The 17,688-nt window shown below is 72.5% G+C and carries 16 protein-coding genes; 8 read left to right on the top strand and 8 right to left on the bottom strand.

What is annotated here, in order from left to right; all coding sequences use genetic code 11:
• The first annotated feature begins 4 nt into the window (after positions 1-4).
• Entirely contained in the window at positions 5-676 is a 672-nt protein-coding gene (locus DEI92_RS12790) for a response regulator transcription factor (RefSeq protein WP_111009237.1), read from the top strand.
• A gap of 47 nt (positions 677-723) precedes the next feature.
• Here the strand turns inward: DEI92_RS12790 and DEI92_RS12785 are convergent, their stop codons facing one another.
• The 4 genes from DEI92_RS12785 to DEI92_RS12770 all read right to left on the bottom strand — a co-directional run bounded on the left by DEI92_RS12785 (position 724) and on the right by DEI92_RS12770 (position 4,335).
• On the bottom strand, positions 724-1,992 hold the full coding sequence (locus DEI92_RS12785) for an MFS transporter (protein WP_111009238.1): 1,269 nt from the start codon (positions 1,990-1,992) through the stop codon (positions 724-726).
• 259 nt (positions 1,993-2,251) lie between these two features.
• A complete protein-coding gene (locus DEI92_RS12780) occupies positions 2,252-2,455 on the bottom strand; it encodes a hypothetical protein (protein ID WP_111013750.1) in 204 nt (67 codons plus the stop codon).
• A 279-nt stretch (positions 2,456-2,734) separates the two neighbouring features.
• Positions 2,735-3,046, bottom strand: coding sequence for a thiamine-binding protein (locus DEI92_RS12775; RefSeq protein WP_111013749.1), 312 nt, complete (start codon positions 3,044-3,046; stop codon positions 2,735-2,737).
• Positions 3,043-4,335: a glycosyltransferase 87 family protein gene (locus tag DEI92_RS12770; protein ID WP_146249154.1), complete on the bottom strand. Its 1,293-nt coding sequence runs from the start codon at positions 4,333-4,335 to the stop codon at positions 3,043-3,045. The genes DEI92_RS12775 and DEI92_RS12770 overlap by 4 nt, the downstream gene beginning before the upstream one ends.
• A 125-nt stretch (positions 4,336-4,460) precedes the next feature.
• Between DEI92_RS12770 and DEI92_RS12765 the strand changes: the two genes are divergently transcribed.
• From DEI92_RS12765 to DEI92_RS12755, 3 genes are all read left to right on the top strand, one after another.
• Positions 4,461-5,150: a YceI family protein gene (locus DEI92_RS12765; RefSeq protein ID WP_111013747.1), complete on the top strand. Its 690-nt coding sequence runs from the start codon at positions 4,461-4,463 to the stop codon at positions 5,148-5,150.
• Between the two features lie 49 nt (positions 5,151-5,199).
• A complete protein-coding gene (locus DEI92_RS12760; RefSeq protein WP_111009243.1) occupies positions 5,200-5,388 on the top strand; it encodes a hypothetical protein in 189 nt (62 codons plus the stop codon).
• Between the two features lie 86 nt (positions 5,389-5,474).
• On the top strand, positions 5,475-6,110 hold the full coding sequence (locus DEI92_RS12755) for a TetR/AcrR family transcriptional regulator (RefSeq protein ID WP_111009244.1): 636 nt from the start codon (positions 5,475-5,477) through the stop codon (positions 6,108-6,110).
• 13 nt (positions 6,111-6,123) lie between these two features.
• Here DEI92_RS12755 and DEI92_RS12750 read toward each other — a convergent pair whose 3' ends face one another.
• Positions 6,124-6,954, bottom strand: a complete 831-nt coding sequence (locus DEI92_RS12750) for an ADP/ATP-dependent (S)-NAD(P)H-hydrate dehydratase (protein WP_111013746.1) — start codon at positions 6,952-6,954, stop codon at positions 6,124-6,126.
• A 165-nt stretch (positions 6,955-7,119) separates the two neighbouring features.
• On the opposite strand from DEI92_RS12750, the gene DEI92_RS12745 reads away from it, so the two are divergent.
• From DEI92_RS12745 to DEI92_RS12735, 3 genes are all read left to right on the top strand, one after another.
• A complete protein-coding gene (locus DEI92_RS12745; RefSeq protein WP_111013745.1) occupies positions 7,120-8,199 on the top strand; it encodes an NADH:flavin oxidoreductase/NADH oxidase in 1,080 nt (359 codons plus the stop codon).
• A 46-nt stretch (positions 8,200-8,245) separates the two neighbouring features.
• Entirely contained in the window at positions 8,246-8,944 is a 699-nt protein-coding gene (locus DEI92_RS12740; protein WP_111013744.1) for a YafY family protein, read from the top strand.
• 130 nt (positions 8,945-9,074) lie between these two features.
• Positions 9,075-9,482, top strand: coding sequence for a VOC family protein (locus DEI92_RS12735; protein WP_111013743.1), 408 nt, complete (start codon positions 9,075-9,077; stop codon positions 9,480-9,482).
• 60 nt (positions 9,483-9,542) lie between these two features.
• Here DEI92_RS12735 and DEI92_RS12730 read toward each other — a convergent pair whose 3' ends face one another.
• The 3 genes from DEI92_RS12730 to DEI92_RS12720 all read right to left on the bottom strand — a co-directional run bounded on the left by DEI92_RS12730 (position 9,543) and on the right by DEI92_RS12720 (position 13,622).
• Positions 9,543-10,580, bottom strand: a complete 1,038-nt coding sequence (locus DEI92_RS12730; RefSeq protein ID WP_111009249.1) for a hemolysin family protein — start codon at positions 10,578-10,580, stop codon at positions 9,543-9,545.
• A complete protein-coding gene (locus DEI92_RS12725) occupies positions 10,577-11,977 on the bottom strand; it encodes a hemolysin family protein (protein WP_111013742.1) in 1,401 nt (466 codons plus the stop codon). The genes DEI92_RS12730 and DEI92_RS12725 overlap by 4 nt, the downstream gene beginning before the upstream one ends.
• Positions 11,978-12,182: 205 nt before the next feature.
• Complete coding sequence (locus tag DEI92_RS12720; protein WP_111009251.1) at positions 12,183-13,622, bottom strand: GuaB1 family IMP dehydrogenase-related protein; 1,440 nt, start codon at positions 13,620-13,622, stop codon at positions 12,183-12,185.
• Positions 13,623-13,842: 220 nt separating this feature from the next.
• Here DEI92_RS12720 and DEI92_RS12715 point away from each other — a divergent pair, with 220 nt between their 5' ends.
• Positions 13,843-17,622, top strand: a complete 3,780-nt coding sequence (locus DEI92_RS12715; protein WP_111013741.1) for a multifunctional oxoglutarate decarboxylase/oxoglutarate dehydrogenase thiamine pyrophosphate-binding subunit/dihydrolipoyllysine-residue succinyltransferase subunit — start codon at positions 13,843-13,845, stop codon at positions 17,620-17,622.
• Positions 17,623-17,688: the final 66 nt, after the last annotated feature.

Genomic DNA, 17,688 nt, shown 5'->3' with positions numbered 1-17,688 from the left:
GCTCGTGGCAGCTCCCGAGGACCCCATCCGACTCGCACTCGTCGACGACCACCGCATGCTGCTCGGAGCGCTCACGGAGTGGATCCGTGGAGCCGCCGACGACATCACGCTCGTCGCGGCGGTCACCACGTGGCCCGAACTCCTGACCAATCCGGCGTTCCCCGTCGACGTCGTGCTCCTCGACCTCGACCTCAAGGACTCGATCCCGATCTCCCTCAAGATCTCCACGCTGAAGACCGCGGGTGTCACGACCGTCGTCATGAGCACCTACTCGGAGCCGAACGTCGTGCGCGAGGCCCTCGGCTCCGGCGCGATGGGCTACCTCGTCAAGAGCGAGGGCGCCGAGATGATCGTCGAGGCGATCCGCTCCGCGCACCGCGGCGAGCCGTACATCTCCGCCGAGCTCGACCTGGCGCTCAACGCCGGGGACGTCGGCGGCGTGCCGAAGCTGAGTGCCCAGGAGCGCCGCGTCATGGCGCTGTACGGCGGTGGCGAGCCGGTCAAGAGCGTCGCCTACCAGCTGGGGATCTCGGAGGAGACCGCGAAGAGCTACCTCAAGCGCATCCGCGAGAAGTACCGGGTCGCGGGCTTCGACGTCGGCACGAAGGTCGCCCTGCGGAAGCGTGCGATCACCGACGGCATCATCATCCAGACGGACGCTCCGCACGGGCTCTGAGGATCCGCGACGGCCGAGACCCCGAGGAGTCTCGGCCGTCGCGCACGTCAGACGGTCGGCACCGGCGACGTGATCGGGCCGGTGCGCGGGTGCTGGTCCCGCGCCAGGGCCGTGCGACGGTTCGTCCGCCGCTCCATCGAGAAGCTGATGGTGATGATGCCGAGGCCGAGCAGTGCCAGGACGATGCCGATCCAGCCCGGGGCGGCGTAGCCCCAGCCGGCGGCGATCGCGCTGCCCCCGAGGAGCGCGCCGAGGCTGTTCCCGATGTTAAACGCCGAGTGGTTGAGCGCCGCGGCGATGCCCTTCGACTCCCCCGCGACGTCCATGAGCCGCGACTGGACACTCGGCGAGATCATGGACGAGGTGGCACCGAGGGCGAACATCCCGACGAACAGCCCGACGACGGTCGCGGCGGTGAGCGTCACGAGCAGGAGCGCGGCGATGAGCGCGGCGAACCCGACGTACGTGGCCCGGCGCAGGTCGACGTCGGCGAAGTGACCACCCGCGATGTTGCCGACCGTCATGCCGACGCCGACGGTGACGAGCACGAACGGAACGAACGACACGGGCAGGTGCGTGACGTGCTGCACCAGCGGTGAGATGTACGAGTACACGGCGAAGAAGCCGCCGAAGCCGATGGCACCGCACGCCATCATGATCCACACCTGCGGGACCCGGAACGCGCGGAGCTCCCGCCGGAACGACGCGCCCGGCTCGGCCGGGTGGAACGGTACGAGCGTGGCGACCGCGACGAAGGTGAGCGCGAACAGCGCCGCGACGATCAGGTACGCGGCGCGCCATCCGGCGTGCTGACCGATGAACGTGACGAGCGGGACGCCGACGACGTTCGCGATGGTGAGTCCGCCGAGCACCATCGACACGCCCTTGCCGCGGCTGCCCGGGCCCATGATCTCCGCGGCGACGAGCGAGGCGATGCCGAAGTACGCCCCGTGCGGCAGGCCGGCCACGAACCGCGCCGCGAGGACGAGGCCGAACGACGGGAGCACCGCACTGGCGACCGTGGCGAGCGTGAAGCCCACGAGCAGGCCGAGCAGGAGCTGCTTGCGGGGGAACCGCGCCGCCGCCGCCGCGATCGTCGGAGCGCCGACGACGACGCCCAGCGCGTAGGCGCTGACCAGCCAGCCTGCGTGGGCGATACCGGCCTCGGGGTCGACCACGTACTGGTGGTGCAGCAGGGAGGACGCGAGGTTCGGCAGGAGGCCCATGGCGACGAACTCGGTCGTGCCGATGGCGAACCCACCGAGGGCGAGCGCGAGGAGCGCCGCGGTCTTGCGCGCGGGCGTGAGCGTGGTCATGGCGTGTCTTCCGGCGGGGGTCGGACGGGATCGCACCGCGGAGCTGGTGTCAGGGCCCCGCTGCTCCCGCGCCGCGCCGACGGGGCCGTCACGACCGGCGGAGCCGGGGCGCTCGGCGGCGAGCATGCCCGTTCGCAACGGGCTCCGTCCATGCTAGGTCGGCATCAGTGGCCTCGGAAGCACAGCTCGGCGTGTCCGGTCGAATCGGTTCGACCTGCTTGACGTCCGGCCCACGCCTCGGTTCGAGCCGTGCATGCGCTCAGGCCGCGCGAGCCGCGACCTCGTTGTCGTCGCTGCGGTCACGGGCGGAAGACCTCGGCTCGGGAAGCGCGTCACGCCAGGTCCAGCCGACACCGCACTCGGTGCAGGTGGCCCACGCCTGCTCGCCGTGCTCCGGCCCGTCGCCGGTGTCCACCAGCACGGTCTGCAGGTCGCAGTCGGGGCACCATCCCTCGAAGATCATCCGAGCCTCCTGTCCGTGACCACGTCGTGGCCCGTCGCGCTTCGTCCTGTCGACCGGGTCGGGCAGGTCCCTGGTGTGGGGATCACGTCCGCCCCGATGATCCAAGGACACACCCGACCACCGACATCGCCGGAACCACCGCGGCGTGTCGGCCGATCGCACGCAGCGCTCCCAGGTCTGCGCATGCGCCGCTCGCGGCGAGCACCGGAGCCGGCCGGAGTCGCGGCCCGGTCAGCGCTCAGCCGCGGCCCGGTCGCTCAGCCGCGGCGCCAGCAGTGCTCAGTCGCGGCCCAGAACGCGCTCGAGGCGGGCGAGCTTGCCGTCGATCTCGCCCGTGTGCCCCGGCCGGATGTCGGCCTTGAGCACGAGGGACACGCGCGTGCCGAAGGGGGCGACGGCCTCGGTCGCGGCCTTGACCACGGCCATGACCTCGTCCCACTCGCCCTCGAGCTCGGTGAACATCGACGAGGTGCGGTTCGGGAGCCCGGACGCCCGCACGACGCGGACAGCCGCGGCGACGGCGTCGTGCACCGAGCCGTCCTCGGCGGCGGCGGGACCCCCGGACGGGGCGACGGAGAACGCGACGATCATCTGTCCATCGTGCCACCGACCCGTCGACCGTCCTCCCGGTCGCCGGCGGTGACGGAACGTCGCATGCGGACGAGCGCGACGACCGCCCACACGAGGATCGCCAGCTCGAGCGCGTTCCGCACGGACAGGACCGCGAGGGTCACCGGGTCGAGCGCCAGCAGCCGGTCGTACGGGGCGGGGTACACCAGCTGCGTGGTGAACGCGGTGACGAGGGCGAGCCCCGCCGGCGCCAGGAAGCGCAGGGCGCTCGCCCGACCCGCCAGGAGGCCCCACACCACCGGCACCGCGAACCACCCGATGTACTGCGGGGACCCGACCTTGTTCGTGACGAGCAGCGCGCCGACGAGCGCGGTCGCGAGGACCGGAGCGACCTCGGCTCGTCGTGCGCCGCCGGTCACGGCCCACAGGGCGAGGAGCACCACGGCCACGACGACGAGTGCCATGAACGGTGTCGAGAGGGCGGCGGCGGCGGCCGTCCCGGATCCACGCACCTGGAACGTCAGGATCGTCTGGTCGTAGTACACGACGGTGCCGGGCACCCCGGCGTGCGCGCGCCACAGGAACGCGGTCGCCAGCGGCGCCTCGATCTGGAGGCCCCGCCCGGTCTGCTGCCCGACGAACGACAGCAGGTGGGCGCCCCCGCCGAGCACGAGGTCGACCAGCACCACGACGAGGGTCGTCGCCCCGGCCGCCATGAGCACCGGCCGACGACCGCGCCGCAGGAGCACGAGCGTCCCGACGAGCACGGCCGGCCAGACCTTGATCCAGGCTGCGAGGGTGAACAGGGACGACGCGACGGCCGGACGCGCGGCGAGGACGACCACGCCGGCGAGGGCGAGACACGTCGCCACGGTGTCGATCCGACCGAGGGCGATCGGTCCGAGCGCCACGAGGAACACCGTCCACCACCACGCGACGCGCACCCCGAGGACGCGGTGCCGCCAGAGCAGCACGAACACCCCGAGGTCGAGCACGGTCATGAGCACGAGCCAGCCGGTGCCGATGGTCGCGACACCCCCCGCCGCGGCGAGCACCATCGGCACGAGGGCGACCACCGGGTAGACCCAGTCGCGGTCGATGCCGACCCAGGTGCCGGATGCGGCGCCCTCGGCGACCCAGTTCCGGTAGGTGTACGTGACGTCGCCGAGCGGCAGGTTCGGGAGCACGCGGTCGAGGTACCAGAGCAGTGCGTGCACGCCGAGGAACGCGACCACGAGCGCGATGTCCGCCGAGCGGGCGACGAGGGCGCGACGCGCGTGCGACGCGACGGCGTCAGGCGGGGCGGTCACCACCGGACGAGCGTAGCGGTGGCCGGTGCGGGTGCCCGCGGCGACGGGCGGCGTTCCTGCGGTCCGTGGCGGGGTCTCCAGGGGCCTCCCAGGGGTGACGCAGCGCGCCGTGCCACGGTTCGGCCATGCGCAAGCGGACGATCTGGATCGGCATCGGCGTCGTCGTGGTGGTGTTCGCGGTGATCGCCGCGGTCGTCGGCCCCGTGGTGTACCGGAACCACGTGGATGCCCAGGCCGAGGCGACCCCGAGCGTCGCCGCGAGCCGGGCGCCGTCGACGCTCCACACCGCGGAGATGGACGGCACCTGGCGCGTGGCGAGTGGCTCGACCGCGGGGTACCGCGTGCACGAGGTCCTCAACGGGCAGCCGGTCACGGTCACGGGTCGGACGGGGCAGGTGTCCGGCACCGCCACGGTGGCGGGCAGCGCGATCACGGCCGCGACGATCCGGGTCGACGTGGCGAGCATCCACACGGACTCCAGCCAGCGCGACGCGTACTTCCGGGACTCGGCGATGGACGCCGATGCGTTCCCGACCGCCACGTTCACCACGACGGCGTCGATCCCCGGTGCGGTGCCGTCCTCGTCGAGCAGGACGACGACCAGCCGGGTCACCGGGGAACTCACCCTGCACGGCGTGACGCGGACGGTGACGGCGACAATCCAGTCGGGACTCGACGGCGACGGTGCGGACGTGTCCGGCACGATCCCGATCCGGTTCGCCGACTACGGCGTGACCGCCCCGAGTCTCGGGTTCGTCAAGGTCGAGGACACCGGGTCGGTCGAGTTCGAGGTGCACGCGACCCCGGCCTCCTGACCGTCCCTGCCGCACGTCCGCGCACGTGCCCCCGCGTACGGTCCTCGGCATGGGCACCCCGAGCAGCGGAACGATCGACATCCCGGGCCTCGGCCCCGTGGACTGGCGCGGCGAGGACGAGGTGGACGACCGCGGTGGACCGACGAGGCGGGTCGTGCACGAGGCGAAGCGCGCGGACGGCACCAACCTCACCCCTCCCGAGCTGAGCCAGGTCAAGCGGCAACTCGACGCGCGGTAGCCCCGCGCGGGCAGCCTCCGACCCCGCTGCCGTGTCCCCAGGACTGGCGGTCGCGCCGGAGACCCGATCTGCGGTCGGATGGTCGAGTGACCGACACCGCGCTGGACGGGGCTCCGACCGTCGACGACCGCCGCACCCCGATCCTGGAGGCGGCCATCGCGATGTTCCGCGATGTCGCGTTCCACGAGGCGTCGCCCGAGCTGCTCGCGGAGCGCGCGGGGACGACGGTCGCGGAGCTCGAGGAGACGATCGGGCCCTGGGACACCCTCGTGCTCGCCACCATCGAGCACTGGAACGCACAGCGGATGGCACCGATCCTCCCGCTCGCCGAGCGCTACGGCGCCGTGCGGTTCCTCCGCGGCATCGTCGAGGCGAACGTCGAGGACCCGGCGCTCATGCGTCTGCTCACGGCGATGCTCAACATCGCCGCGACGCCCGGGCACCCGCTCGCGCCGCGCCTCCAGGACCGGTGGCTGACGTTCCAGCTCATGGTGCAGCGGCAGCTGTCCCGCGACATCGAGGCCGGACGGGAGCCGGACACCATGGTGCCGGCGTACGGCTCCGAGCAGCTCATCGCGCTCTACGAGGGCCTGCAGCTGCAGTCGATGGTGCGCCCGGGCATGGACCTGGTCGAGGCGTTCGACCGCGCGATCACGCGCATGCGCGAGGGGTGGTCCCGTGCCTACATCCCGCCCGTGTGGGAGATCGACCTGCCGCTGTAGCGCTCCGCCACGCTCAGACGGTCCGTCCGGTCGCGAGGTCCGCGACGACACGCGAGACGTGTTCCGCGAGTGACGTCATCGTGAACGGGCCACCGTCCGAGGCACGGACGGCGGCGGTGCCGTGCAGCACGGCCGCCGTCGCGGCCAGATGCGCCAGGTCCGCCGGTGTCAGGGGCCCCCGCGCGGCCCGCGTCGCCACGAGCGCGCCGAGCACGCCGCCGAGCACGTCCCCCGCGCCGGCCGCCGCGAGCCACGGGGTGGCGCTGTCCGCGGTGAACGACGGCCCGCCGTCGGGTGTGGCGACGTGCGTGATCCGGCCCTTGAGCAGGACGGTCGAGCCGGTCCGGTCGGCGGCGCGACGCGCGGATCCACGCGGATCTGCCTGCACCGCGGCCCGGTCGACGCCGAGGAGCTTCGCCAGCTCGCCCGCGTGGGGCGTCAGGACGGCGGCCGGTCCGAGGTCGACCGCGCCGAGCGCCCCGGCGTCCACGACGACCGGCACGCCGTCGTCCGACGCGTGCGCGAGCCCCTCACGGGTCTCGGCGTCGAGGGCGTCGGCGTTCGTCCCGGAGCCGACGAGCCACGCCTGGACGCGTCCCACACCGGACACGACCTCGGGGCGTCGCGCGAGCACGAAGTCCGTCGCCCGCTCCGGACCGACGTACCGCACCATGCCGACGCCCGTGTGGACGGCCGCGTCGACACCGATCACGGCAGCGCCCGGGTACGCACTCGACCCCGTCGCGATGCCGAGCACGCCGCGACCGTACTTGTCGGTGTCCGGCTCGGGCGGGGTGATCCAGTCGGCGGCGTCCTCGATGCGGAAGGGGCGGAATGCGTTCACGTCCCCCACGTTACGGTTGACTGGAGGAGTCCGTTCCGCTCGGGGCCACGGAGGACGCCGGGCCGACGGCGGCACGACGCCGTCCCCGTCCCGCGGGCGCTCCTCCACACCCTCGCTGCACCGTCCGGCGCGGCGGGCACCGCCCCGACACGAGGAGACCACCGCGTGACGCACGCCCTGTTCGAACCCATCACCCTCCGCGGACTCGAGGTCCGCAACCGCATCTGGGTCTCCCCGATGTGCCAGTACTCGGTGGAACGACAGGACGGCGTCCCGACACCGTGGCACCTGGTGCACCTCGGGTCGTTCGCGCGTGGCGGCGCGGGGGCCGTGCTGGCCGAGGCCACGGCCGTCGTGCCGGAGGGACGCATCACCCCGCACGACCTCGGGATCTGGAACGACGAGCAGCGCGACGCCTTCCGTCCGATCGTCGACTTCATCCACAGCCAGGGTGCGGCCGCCGGCATCCAGCTCGCGCACGCCGGCCGGAAGGCGTCGACCCACCGCACCTGGGCCGAACAGCACGGCAGCGTCCCGGCCGACGAGGGCGGATGGACGACCGTCGCGCCGAGTGCGATCGCGTTCGACGGCTACGCCGAGCCGGCCGCGCTCGACACCGACGGCATCCACGAGGTCGTCCGGGCCTTCGCCGCCGCCGCTCGCCGTGCCGTCGACGCGGGCTTCGACCTGCTCGAGGTGCACGCCGCGCACGGGTACCTGCTCCACCAGTTCCTCTCGCCGCTCAGCAACACCCGGACCGACGCCTACGGAGGCTCCCTCGAGAACCGGGCACGCGCGCTCGTCGAGGTGGTCGACGCCGTCCGGGCCGAGGTCGGCGCCGACGTGCCGATCGTCGTGCGGTTCTCGGCCACCGACTGGGTGGACGGCGGATGGACGCTCGAGGACACCGAGCAGGTGACACGCTGGGTCGCCGAGCACGGAGCCGACATGGTGGACGTCTCGACGGGTGGCAACGTCCCGCAGGCCACCATCCCCGTCGGTCCCGGCTACCAGGTGCCGTTCGCGGCGGCCGTCCGAGCGGCGACCGGCGTGCCCACGGCAGCGGTCGGGATGATCGACGAGCCGCACCAGGCCGAGCAGGTCCTCGTCACCGGGCAGGCGGACGTCGTCATGATCGGTCGGGCACTCCTGCGCGACCCGAACTTCGCCCTCCGGGCCGCGGCGGCGCTCCGCGTCGAGCTGCCGTACGCGCCCCGGCAGTACCACCGCGCGCCGATCGTCTAGTCCGGAGCGGCCCCGCTCCGGGCCCGCTCCGGACTATCGTGAGCCCGTGAACCGGACCGACCGCCTGTACGCGATCGTCGAGGAACTGCGTGCCGTCGCACCGCGCCCGCGGAGCGCTGCGTGGCTCGCCGACCGGTTCTCCGTCAGCCGACGCACGATCGAACGCGATGTCAGCGCGCTGCAACAGTCGGGTGCCGCGGTGTGGGCCGAGCCCGGTCGGACGGGTGGCTACTGCATCGACCGCGCGCGGACGCTCCCGCCCGTCAACTTCGGTCCGGACGAGGCGGTCGCGGTCGCGGTCGCCCTGCAGGCCCTCGCCGGCAGCCCGTTCCGCGACGCAGGAGCCGTGGCACTGCGCAAGGTCCTCGCGGCCATGCGGTCCGACGACGCGGACGCCGCGCGGGACCTGGCCGACCGCGTGCACTTCCTCGGCGCGGTCCCGCTCGACGCCGCCGCACCGCCCGCGCTCGGGCACGCGGTCTCGGCGCGGCGCGTCCTCCGGCTCCGCTACACGGACCGTGCGGGGCGCGCGACACTCCGGGACGTCGAGCCCGTGGGGTGGATCGGCGCCGCCGGCGGGTGGTACCTCCTCGGGTGGTGCCGCCTCCGCGACGACCTCCGCGCGTTCCGCGTCGACCGGATCGACGGCCTCACGGTGACGGCCGAGACCGCGCCGCGCCGGACCGTGCGCCCCGAGGAGATCGCGGTGCCGGACGGGGACCTCCGGACGCTGACACTCGTCTGACGCGGATCGGACATCGGCACCGGAAACACCGACACAGGGCTGTCGCTCGCGCCCGCGATCCTGGTCGTCGCCGCACTCCGCGGCCGCCACCGCGCCGCACCAGCGGCGCCACCGAACCGGGAGCCCCACCGTGAACCTCGTCTCCGTCCGCCTCATCACCGACGACGTCGACCGCCTCGTCGCCTTCCACGAGCGCGTGACCGGTGTCACCGCCGTCCGCCCCGCACCGGACTTCGCCGAACTCCGGACCGCCGGCGGGACCCTCGCGATCGGCAGCACCCGCACGATGGCCGCCGTGCTCGGCGACCGCTCGGACCCGAGCACGGGCCGGACGCCGATCGTCGAGTTCCTCGTCGCCGACGTCGACGCGCTGGCGGCCGAGCTCGACGACGGCACGGTCGAGGTGGTCGCACCGCCGACGACGATGCCGTGGGGCAACCGGTCGCTGCTCCTCCGGGATCCCGACGGCACGCTCGTGAACTGCTTCACGCCGGTCAGCCCCGTCGCGATCGCGAAGTTCGAGGGCGTCCCGCGCTGAGTTCCCGCGTGCCGGCACGAGCCGACCGCGCGCGCCGCCCTCCGGGAGGCGCGACCCGGCTCAGCGACGTCGGGTCGCGTCCTCGACCTCGCCGACGAGTTCCTCGAGGATGTCCTCGAGGAACAGCACGCCCGTCGTCCGACCGTCGGCGTCGAACGCGCGCGCCAGGTGGACACCCGCCGCCCGCATCGTCGCGAGTGCGTCCTCGAGGTCCATGTCGCGGTACAGCGAGATGAGCTGGCGGATGCGCTTCGGCGGCACCGGGTCGTCGAACTCGTCCTCGCGCAGGTCGATGACGTCCTTGACGTGCACGTAGCCCGTCGGGTCGCCGTCGTCGCCGACGAGCACGTACCGGGAGAACCCACGGGTCGCGACCGCCCGTTCGACGTCGCCCGGCGTGGCGTCGTCCGGGAGCGTGACGAGGTCGGGCATCGGCACCGCGACGTCCCGCACCTTCTTCGCCGTGAACTCGAACGCGGCGGCGAGCGTGCCGGCGGCGTCGACGAGCGTGCCCTCGCGGCGGGACTGCTCCACCATCGTCTGGACCTCGTCGACCGTGAACGCGCTGACGGCCTCGTCCTTCGGCTCGACCCGGAACACGCGGAGGAACCCGTTCGCCAGTGCGTTCAGGACCACGGTGATCCCTCGGACGCCGTGCCCGAGGTACCAGAGCGTCGGCACGAGCACGAGCGCGGCCCGGTCCGGCATCGAGAACGAGATGTTCTTCGGCACCATCTCGCCGAACACGACGTGCAGGAACGACACGATCACGAGCGTGATGACGAACGCGATGGTGCCGGTCACCTCGACGTCCCACCCCGTGAGGTGCAGCGGCCCCTCGAGCAGGTGATGGATCGAGGGTTCCGAGACGTTGAGGATGAGCAGCGAGCACACGGTGATGCCGAGCTGCGTCGTCGCGAGCATGCGGGTGGCGTGCTCCATCGCCCAGAGCGTGCGCTGCGCGGCCCGCGAGCCCTGCTCCGCGCGCGGTTCGATCTGGGACCGTCGCGCCGAGATGACGGCGAACTCCGCGGCCACGAAGAACGCGTTGCCGAGCAGCAGCACGACGAGCCAGAGGATGCCGAGCCAGTCGCTCATCGCGGGACCCCCAGTCGGACCCCGACCTCGTCGGGCACCTCGGGCGCGATGCTCGACGACCCGGGCACCGCCGGTTCACCCTCGTCGACCGCCGTCGGCGTGGGCGTGGGCGTGAACCGGATGCGGTCGATCCGGCGGCCGTCGAGGCGCTCCACACGGAGCATCCCGCCGTCGACGGGGACCGTGTCGCCCACCACCGGGAGGCGTCCGAGTCGGCTCATCACGAAGCCACCGATGGTCTCGTACGGGCCGTCGTCGGGGACACGGACGCCCGCACGGTCCTGCAGCTCGTCCGGGCGCAGCAGGCCCGGGAACGTCAGCCAGCCCCGTGACCGCACCACGTCGACCCGCGTCCGGTCGTGCTCGTCGGAGACCTCACCGACGAGCTCCTCGACGAGGTCCTCGAGCGTGACGACCCCGGCGGTGCCGCCGTACTCGTCGACGACGATCACCATCTGGTACCCGCGACCGCGGACGGCGGTGAGCAGGGAGTCGAGGTGCATCGTCTCGGGGACGCGCTCGGCCTCGGTCCGGAGCGCACCGACCGGCACCTCCGCCCGTTTGTCGCGCGGTACGGCGACGGCTGCCTTGACGTGCACGATGCCGACGACGTCGTCCGCGTCCTCGTCGATCACCGGGAACCGGCTGAACCCGGTGCGGCGGGCGAGGGCGATGACGTCGGCGGCGGACTCGGCCACCCCGATCGTCGACACCCGCGGGCGCGGCGTCATGACGTCGCTCGCGGTGTGCTCCGAGAACGCGATCGTGCGGGTGAGCAGCGTCGCGGTGTCCTGCTCGAGGCTGCCCTCCATCGCGGATCGGCGGAGCAGGCTCGTGAGCTCCTCGGCGCTCCGGGCACCGGACAGTTCCTCTTGCGGCTCGATCCCGATCGTGCGGAGCACGGCGTTCGCGGTGCCGTTGAGCAACGCGACCGCGGGTCGGAACACCGTCGTGAACACGATCTGCACGGGCACGACGAGTCGGGCGGTACCGAGCGGCAGGGCGAGCGCGAAGTTCTTCGGCACGAGCTCTCCGAGCACCATCGACAGCAGGGTCGCGATGACGAGCGCCACGACGGACCCGACGGGCTCGACGACCTCGTCCGGCAGACCGAGCGCCGTGGACGGGCCCTCGATGAGGTGCGCGATGGAGGGTTCGAGGAGGTACCCGCTGAGGAGCGTGGTGAGCGTGATGCCGAGCTGGGCGCTCGACAGGTGGGTCGCCGTCACCTTGAGCGCCTGGATGACGGGTGTCAGCCCCGCTGCGCCGCGCTCACGCCGGGCCTCGAGGTCGGCGCGGTCGAGGTTGACGAGCGCGAACTCGCTCGCGACGAACACGCCCGTCCCGAGGGTGAGGAGGACGCCGCCCACGAGCATGAGGAGGTCGACGACGGTCATACCGAGGGCCTCCTGAGCAGGAGGAGCAGGCGGCGCGGGCGGGCATGTCGGGCCGCGTTCGGATGTCGGCCCGGCGACGTGCGATCAGGAGGGTCGTCCACAGTGTGGTCAACAGTAGCGCCCGGGGGCCCGCCCTGGCCGGGAATCCCCCCAGCGCGGAACCGATGCGGTCGGCGCGGTGCCGCTCAGCGGGACACGGTCCGGTTCACCAGGACACCGGGACCGGCTTGCCCTCCTCGTACCCCGCGGCGGACTGGATGCCGACGAGCGCACGGTCCGCGAACGCGGGGAGGTCACGTGCGCCGGCGTACGTCGCCGAGCTCCGCACCCCGGCCGTGATCATGTCGAGCAGGTCCTCGACGCTCGGACGCTCCGGGTCGAGGTAGATGGTCGAGGACGAGATCCCCTCGGCGAACAGGGCCTTGCGCGCGCGCTCGTACGGGTCGAGCCGCTCGAACCGCTCGCGAACGGCCTTCGCGGACGCCATCCCCCAGCTCTCCTTGTACCGTCGCCCCTGCGCGTCGACCTTGAGGACGCCCGGCGCCTCGACCGTGCCGGCGAACCACGACCCGATCATGACGCTCGCGGCGCCGGCCGCCAGGGCGAGGGCGACGTCGCGTGGGTACCGGACACCGCCGTCCGCCCAGACGTGGGCACCGAGCGCCCGTGCCGCCGCCGCGGTCTCGAGCACCGCCGAGAACTGCGGCCGCCCGACCGCGGTCATCATGCGGGTCGTGCACATGGCCCCAGGGCCGACACCGACCTTGATGATCGAGGCGCCCGCGTCGACGAGGTGCGTCACCGCGTCGGCGGTCACGACGTTGCCCGCGACGAGCGGGACGCCGAGTCCGAGGTCGGCCACGGTGCGCAGCGCACGGAGCATGCCCTCCTGGTGCCCGTGGGCGGTGTCGAGGACGAGCACGTCGACGCCCGCGGCGACGAGCGCGGACGCCTTGCGTGCCACGTCGCCGTTGATGCCGACCGCGGCGGCGACCCGGAGCCTCCCGTCCGCGTCGACCGCGGGCCGGTAGATGCCGGAACGGATCGCACTCGTGGGACTCGTGGTGCCGACGACGCGACCGTGCCGGAGGACGGGCGCGAAGTCGACCTCGGCGGCGGCCAGCAGGTCGAACACGGCCCGCGGCGAGTCGACGTCGTCGGCGTCGATCGCGGTCACCGCGCCGTGCAGGAGGTCCCCGACCGTCGCGTCCTCGCCGGCGGTCGCGAGCCGGACCGCGGGGACGCAGCCGAGGTACTCCCCGCCGGCGTCCTGCACGACGACGCCGTGCCCGGGGACCGGCGCGAGCTGCGTCAGCGCCTCGGCGACGGTCGTGTCGGGCGTCATCGTGACCGGGGTGTCGTGATCGACCGGCTGGGCCTTGACCCAGCGGATGGCGGCGTCCAGGTCCTGCGGGTGCATGTCCTGCGGCAGGACCCCGAGGCCGCCGCGCCGCGCCAACGTGGCCGCGAGCCGCGGACCCGTGACCGAGTTCATGTTGGCGCTGACGACCGGGATGGTCGCGCCGGTGCCGTCGGGCGGCGTGAGGTCGACGTCGAACCGGCTCGACACGCCGGAGCGGCTCGGCACGAGGAACACGTCCGAGTACGTCAGGTCGTGGGTCGGTCGCGTCTCGTAGAACCTCATGCGCTCACCGTAATACGGCCCTCCTCGGGGGCGACCGTGTCGCAGCGGGGTGACGGCCACCGGCGCGGACGGGTCCGTCCAGACACCCTGGGCGCTCCCGCCGAGGCGGCCCGCAGGCGGGTTAGGCTTGACGGGCGCGGGCGATGCTGCCCGCACGGTGCACGGGTCGTGTGTGTGCGACCGGCACCAGCATCAATCGACGGAGAGTGGGCGATCGGCTGTGTCGAGCCATCTGACGGGGACATCGGACGAGACCGCAGGCGAATTCGGCGCGAACGAGTGGCTGGTGGACGAGCTCTACGAGCAGTTCCTGGTCGACAGGGACGCCGTGGACCGGTCCTGGTGGCCGGTCCTCGAGAGCTACCACCGGACGCAGGTGAGCAACGCGGGCGCGTCCGACGACCGCCCGGGAGACCCGTCCCCGGCTGCCGGGTCAGCTCCCGACCCGGCGGGTCCCGTCGAGCCGGCCGCGCCGGTCGCACAGCCCGCGCGCGCCGCGGACGGCGGCGCCCCGCGTACCTCGTCGACGCAGATGCCAGCACGGACGACGTCGAAGCAGCCGACCCCGGCCCCGATCCCGGCCGATCCGAGCGACGAGCGGGACGACCACGAGGAGACCCACGAGGACGTCCGGACGCCGCTGCGGGGCATGGCGAAGACCCTCGCCGCGAACATGGAGGCCTCGCTCCAGGTGCCGACCGCGACGAGCGTGCGGACGATCCCCGCGAAGCTCATGATCGACAACCGCATCGTCATCAACAACCACCTGCGGCGGACGCGCGGCGGCAAGGTGTCCTTCACGCACCTCATCGGCTGGGCGCTCGTCAAGGCGATCCAGGAGTTCCCGAGCCAGAACGTCTACCACGACGAGCAGGACGGCAAGCCCGTCGTCGTGACCCCGGCACACGTCGGCCTCGGCATCGCCATCGACGTCCCGAAGTCCGACGGCACCCGTGCGCTGCTCGTCCCGAGCATCAAGCGCGCCGAGACCCTGACGTTCTCGCAGTTCATCGCGGCGTACGAGGACCTCGTCAAGCGCGCGCGGGCGAACAAGCTCACGGCCGAGGACTTCGCCGGCACGACGATCTCGCTGACGAACCCGGGCGGCATCGGCACGGTGCACTCCGTGCCGCGGCTCATGAAGGGGCAGGGGTCGATCATCGGCGCCGGTGCCCTCGAGTACCCGGCGCAGTTCCAGGGGTCCGCGCCGAAGACCCTGGTCGAGCTCGGGGTCGGCAAGACGATCACGCTGACGAGCACCTACGACCACCGCGTCATCCAGGGCGCCGGGTCCGGGGAGTTCCTCAAGACGGTCCACGAGCTGCTCATCGGCGAGCGCGGCTTCTACGAGGGCATCTTCGCGGCGCTCCGGATCCCGTACAAGCCGATCCGCTGGGCGAACGACATCAACGTCGACCTGTCGTCGCGGGTCAACAAGACCGCCCGCGTGCAGGAGCTCATCAACAGCTTCCGGGTGCGCGGACACCTCATGGCTGACATCGACCCGCTCGAGTACCAGCAGCGGACCCACCCGGACCTCGAGATCGAGAACCACGGGCTGACGTTCTGGGACCTCGACCGCGAGTTCGTCACGGGTGGCCTCGCCGGCACCACGAGCGCGCCGCTCCGGGACATCCTCGGGATCCTCCGCGACTCGTACTGCCGCACGATCGGCGTGGAGTACATGCACATCCAGGACCCGGCCCAGCGCCGGTGGATGCAGGACCACGTCGAGGTGCCGTACGCCAAGCCGGGCAAGGACGAGCAGCTGCGGATCCTCGGCAAGCTCAACGAGGCCGAGGCGTTCGAGACGTTCCTGCAGACGAAGTACGTCGGCCAGAAGCGGTTCAGCCTCGAGGGCAGCGAGTCGATGATCGCGTTCCTCGACACGCTCATCCAGGAGTCCGCGCGCGAGGGTCTCGACGAGGTCGCGATCGGCATGGCGCACCGTGGTCGGCTCAACGTGCTCACGAACATCGCGGGCAAGACCTACGGGCAGATCTTCCGCGAGTTCGAGGGGACACAGCTGCCCGGCGCCGTCGCGGGCCAGGGCTCCGGCGACGTCAAGTACCACGTCGGGACGGAGGGCGTGTTCCGCTCGGCCGAGGGCACCGCGATCCCGGTGACCATCGCCGCGAACCCGTCGCACCTCGAGGCCGTCGACGGCGTGCTCGAGGGCATCGTCCGCGGCAAGCAGGACCGGACCCCGATCGGCACCTTCGGTGTCCTGCCGGTGCTCGTCCACGGCGACGCGGCGATGGCCGGACAGGGCGTGGTCGTCGAGACCCTGCAGCTGTCGCAGTTGCGGGGCTACCGCACGGGTGGCACCGTCCACGTCGTGGTGAACAACCAGGTCGGGTTCACGACGTCGCCGAGCGCGTCGCGGTCGTCGGTGTACTCGACCGACGTCGCCAAGACGATCCAGGCGCCGGTCTTCCACGTGAACGGGGACGACCCGGAGGCCGTGGCACGCGTCGCCGAGATCGCGTTCGCGTACCGGCAGCAGTTCCACCGCGACGTCGTCATCGACCTCGTCTCGTACCGCCGCCGCGGCCACAACGAGGGCGACGACCCGTCGATGACGCAGCCGCTCATGTACAACCTCATCGAGGCGAAGCGCTCGGTCCGCACGCTGTACACCGACGCCCTCGTCGGTCGCGGCGACATCACGCAGGACGAGTACGACCAGGCGCACCGGGACTTCCAGGACCGCCTCGAGCGTGCGTTCGCCGAGACCCACGAGGCACAGACGGGGTCGATCCCGGTCGTCCCCGCGGACGGCGGCGCGGTGCAGGGCCTCGAACGGCCCTCCGCGCAGCGCGACGACTCGGAGCACGAGGTGCACGAGACGGCGGTGAGCGCGGACGTCCTCCGACTCGTCGGCGACGCGCACGACAACCACCCCGCGGGGTTCACGGTCCACCCGAAGCTCCAGCAGCTGCTCACCAAGCGCGTCGACATGTCGCGCAGCGGCGGCATCGACTGGGCGTTCGCGGAGCTCGCCGCGATCGGGTCCCTCCTCGTCGAGGGCAAGCCGGTCCGGCTCACCGGTCAGGACACCCGGCGAGGCACCTTCGTGCAGCGCCAGGCGGTGTTCCACGACCGCGTCAACGGCCAGGAGTGGCTCCCCCTCGCGAACCTCACCGAGGACCAGGGCCGGCTGTACATCTACGACTCGCCGCTCAGTGAGTACGCGGCCATGGCGTTCGAGTACGGCTACTCCGTGGAGCGGCCCGAGGCCCTCGTCATGTGGGAGGCCCAGTTCGGCGACTTCGCCAACGGGGCGCAGACGGTGATCGACGAGTTCATCTCGTCGGCCGAGCAGAAGTGGGGCCAGCGGTCCGGGCTCGTGCTGCTCCTCCCCCACGGCTACGAGGGCCAGGGGCCAGACCACTCCTCGGCTCGGATCGAGCGCTACCTGCAGCTCTGCGCCGAGGACAACATGGTCGTGGCGCGGCCGTCGACCCCGGCGTCGTACTTCCACCTGCTCCGTCGGCAGGCCCACGCGCGTCCGCAGAAGCCGCTCGTGGTGTTCACGCCGAAGGCGATGCTCCGCATGCGGCAGGCGACGAGCGCGGTCGAGGAGTTCACCACCGGCGGGTTCCGCGAGGTGATCGACGACCAGCGGATCGCCGACCGCCAGGCCGTGCGGCGGGTCGTGCTCCACTCGGGCAAGATCCACCACGACCTCGCTGCCGAGGTCGCCAAGCGCGGGGTCGAGGACATCGCACTCGTCCGACTCGAGCAGCTCGCGCCGCTCCCGCTCGACCAGATCCTCGCGACCCTCCGCTCCTACCCGCAGGCGGACCTCGTCTGGGCGCAGGAGGAGCCGGAGAACCAGGGCGCCTGGCCGTTCGTCTGCATGGCGCTGTCGCGCCACCTCGACGGCCGTCCGCTCTCGGTGTCGTCACGTCCCGCCAGCGCGGCTCCGGCGACGGGGTCGTCGAAGCGCTCCGCGAGCGAGGCGGCCGAGGTCATCGACCGCGCGCTCACCATCTGATCGGGCGCCGACCCCGACCGGCCGGGAGGCCCGCCGCACCGCCGCCGACGAGGCGGACGGCGGGCG

This window comes from Curtobacterium sp. MCBD17_034 (assembly GCF_003234515.1).
Lineage (GTDB): Bacteria > Actinomycetota > Actinomycetes > Actinomycetales > Microbacteriaceae > Curtobacterium.
The sequence above is the reverse complement of the archived record's forward strand: the minus strand, read 5'-3'. Positions and strand labels throughout refer to the sequence as shown.

What these genes read in the sequence shown, in the direction of transcription:
- DEI92_RS12785 (WP_111009238.1), bottom strand. Translation starts at nt 1,992, where the DNA reads ATGACCACGCTCACGCCCGCGCGCAAGACCGCGGCGCTCCTCGCGCTC.
- DEI92_RS12780 (WP_111013750.1), bottom strand. Translation starts at nt 2,455, where the DNA reads ATGATCTTCGAGGGATGGTGCCCCGACTGCGACCTGCAGACCGTGCTG.
- DEI92_RS12775 (WP_111013749.1), bottom strand. Translation starts at nt 3,046, where the DNA reads ATGATCGTCGCGTTCTCCGTCGCCCCGTCCGGGGGTCCCGCCGCCGCC.
- DEI92_RS12765 (WP_111013747.1), top strand. Translation starts at nt 4,461, where the DNA reads ATGCGCAAGCGGACGATCTGGATCGGCATCGGCGTCGTCGTGGTGGTG.
- DEI92_RS12760 (WP_111009243.1), top strand. Translation starts at nt 5,200, where the DNA reads ATGGGCACCCCGAGCAGCGGAACGATCGACATCCCGGGCCTCGGCCCC.
- DEI92_RS12730 (WP_111009249.1), bottom strand. Translation starts at nt 10,580, where the DNA reads ATGAGCGACTGGCTCGGCATCCTCTGGCTCGTCGTGCTGCTGCTCGGC.
- DEI92_RS12725 (WP_111013742.1), bottom strand. Translation starts at nt 11,977, where the DNA reads ATGACCGTCGTCGACCTCCTCATGCTCGTGGGCGGCGTCCTCCTCACC.
- DEI92_RS12720 (WP_111009251.1), bottom strand. Translation starts at nt 13,622, where the DNA reads ATGAGGTTCTACGAGACGCGACCGACCCACGACCTGACGTACTCGGAC.